This is a genomic window from Salinimicrobium profundisediminis, assembly GCF_026241755.1.
GTDB classification, from domain to species: domain Bacteria; phylum Bacteroidota; class Bacteroidia; order Flavobacteriales; family Flavobacteriaceae; genus Salinimicrobium; species Salinimicrobium profundisediminis.
In genome coordinates, this window is sequence record NZ_JAPJDA010000069.1 from 1 (window position 1) to 2324 (window position 2324).

Here is a 2324-nt window from a genome sequence, read left to right on the forward strand (position 1 = left end):
AGAACATAGGCAATTGCGAATTATATATTCATGAGGCAGATAAAAAAACACCATTAGAAATCGCTGAGTCTCCTCGTATTGGTATTCCAAATAAGGGAATATGGACTTCGGCGCTGCTTCGATATTATGTAAAAGGCAATCCTTTTGTCTCAGGATTGCCGAAAAAGGAATGGGATAACAGGAATTATGGATGGTCATAAGAAAACTTCATATTAGCAGTTGCATTGAATTTTCTCCACGCTGCTTTTGAGAGCATAAAAAAGAAGGTAATCCCTCGGCAGTAGCAGAGTGTTACCTTCTTTTTAATTGCTGCGCAATTATTTTAACTTAAAAGAACTCTTAAGTGAAACAATTCTGTTAAACACAATGTTTCCTGGTGCAGTGTGTTTTGGATCAACATTGAAATAGCCATGGCGGAAGAATTGGAATTTGTCCTGTGGCTGAACATTTTCCATATTCGGTTCAATATATCCTTTAATAATTTCGATTGAATTTGGATTAATATAATCAAGGAACATTTTATCTTCGCCTTCTTCTTCAGCTGCTTTCATCACTTCGTCGAGAACAAGCGGCTCGTACAAACGGAATTCTGCAGGGATCGCACTGTTTGCATCGACCCAGTGAATTGTTCCTTTTACTTTACGGCCAGTAAAGCCAGTTCCGCTTTTTGTTTCAGGATCATATGTGCAATGGATTTCAACGACATTCCCCTCGTCATCTTTAATGACATCATGGCATTTAATAAAATATGCGTGCTTTAAGCGCACTTCATTGCCAGGGAAGAGACGGAAGTACTTTTTCGGAGGATCCTCCATAAAGTCATCCTGCTCAATATATATTTCTCGTGAAAAGGGAACTTGGCGCATGCCCATTTCCGGATTTTCAGGATTGATTTCAGCTTCAAGCATTTCACTTTCGCCTTCAGGGTAGTTTGTAATTACAACCTTCAATGGACGAAGGACTCCCATCGTACGAGGAGATTTTAATTTTAAATCCTCACGCACATAATGCTCTAGCATAGCCTCATCAACTGCTCCGCTGCCTTTAGATACGCCTGTTTCTTTTACAAACTCTCGAATAGCTTCAGGAGTAAAGCCCTTTCTTCTTAAGCCGGAGATCGTTGGCATACGGGGATCATCCCAGCCATCTGTGATGCCTTCATCTACAAGAAGCTTTAACTTCCGTTTACTCATGACCGTGTTGGTTAAGTTTAAACGGCCAAATTCAATTTGCTGCGGCTGGCTTTCCATTTCACATTCTTGTACCACCCAATTATACAATGGACGCTGATCCTCAAATTCTGTTGTACAAAGCGAGTGTGTGACATCTTCAATGGCATCCTCGAGCGGATGTGCAAAAGCATACATCGGATAGATGCACCATTGATCGCCTGTGTTATGATGGGTAGCATGTGAAATCCGATAAATGACAGGATCTCGCATGTTTAAGTTAGGTGAAGTCATATCAATTTTCGCGCGAAGCACTTTATCTCCATTTTGAAACTCTCCGTTTTTCATGCGCTCAAATAATGATAAGTTTTCTTCAGCCGAACGATTTCGATATGGGCTTTCTTTTCCAGGCTCTGTCAAAGTTCCGCGGTATTCGCGAATTTGCTCTTGGTTTAAGTCGTCTACATATGCTTTGCCTTTATTAATTAATAAAACGGCGCGCTGATACATTTCCTCAAAGTAGTCAGATGCATAGCGGAGGTCGTCCCACTCATAGCCAAGCCATTTGACATCTTCTTGAATAGCGTCGACATATTCCTGATCTTCTTTCAGCGGATTAGTATCATCAAAGCGCAAATTTGTTCTTCCGTTAAAGTCATCTGCCAATCCAAAATTAATAATAATTGATTTTGCATGACCGATATGCAAGTAGCCATTCGGCTCAGGAGGGAAGCGGGTAATCACTTTATTGTGTTTCCCGGATTCAAGGTCTCCTTTTATAATGGTTCGAATAAAATTTGAATTATGTTCCAAACTCGGATCAGCCTTTCTATTTAAGTAGTTATCCATATTTTAATGATTATACCGCAAGAAATAAAGCATTCAGCCATTTTTATTTAATTTTGACTGCTATTTCACTGTGTCTTTCTCTCTGTACAATATTATATCGAATCAGCGATTTAGCCGTCCGAATTCCATAGGACCTTTTACTTTCCTTATTATAGACAAAGAAGCCTGGAGAAAAAAGTCCCCAGGCAATGTTTATCCGTGCTTTATGAAAAAATGCTTTTGATTGAATCAATAAGGTTCTTAAAGAAGTCAGACACAGCTTGAAGGAATCCTTTGTCTCCAACTGCTTCTTAAATTTTCGTTTTG

3 protein-coding genes are annotated in these 2324 nt (G+C 39.5%); 1 reads left to right on the top strand and 2 read right to left on the bottom strand.

What is annotated here, in order from left to right:
* A partial coding sequence (locus OQ279_RS18455) for a hypothetical protein (protein WP_503167772.1) occupies positions 1–200 on the top strand: 200 nt, incomplete at its 5' end.
* A gap of 117 nt (positions 201–317) precedes the next feature.
* On the opposite strand, the gene OQ279_RS18460 is transcribed toward OQ279_RS18455, so the two are convergent.
* Entirely contained in the window at positions 318–2018 is a 1701-nt protein-coding gene (locus OQ279_RS18460) for a glutamine--tRNA ligase/YqeY domain fusion protein (protein WP_266071336.1), read from the bottom strand.
* A 43-nt stretch (positions 2019–2061) separates the two neighbouring features.
* On the bottom strand, positions 2062–2324 hold a 263-nt coding region (locus tag OQ279_RS18465), incomplete at its 5' end, for a hypothetical protein (RefSeq protein WP_266071337.1).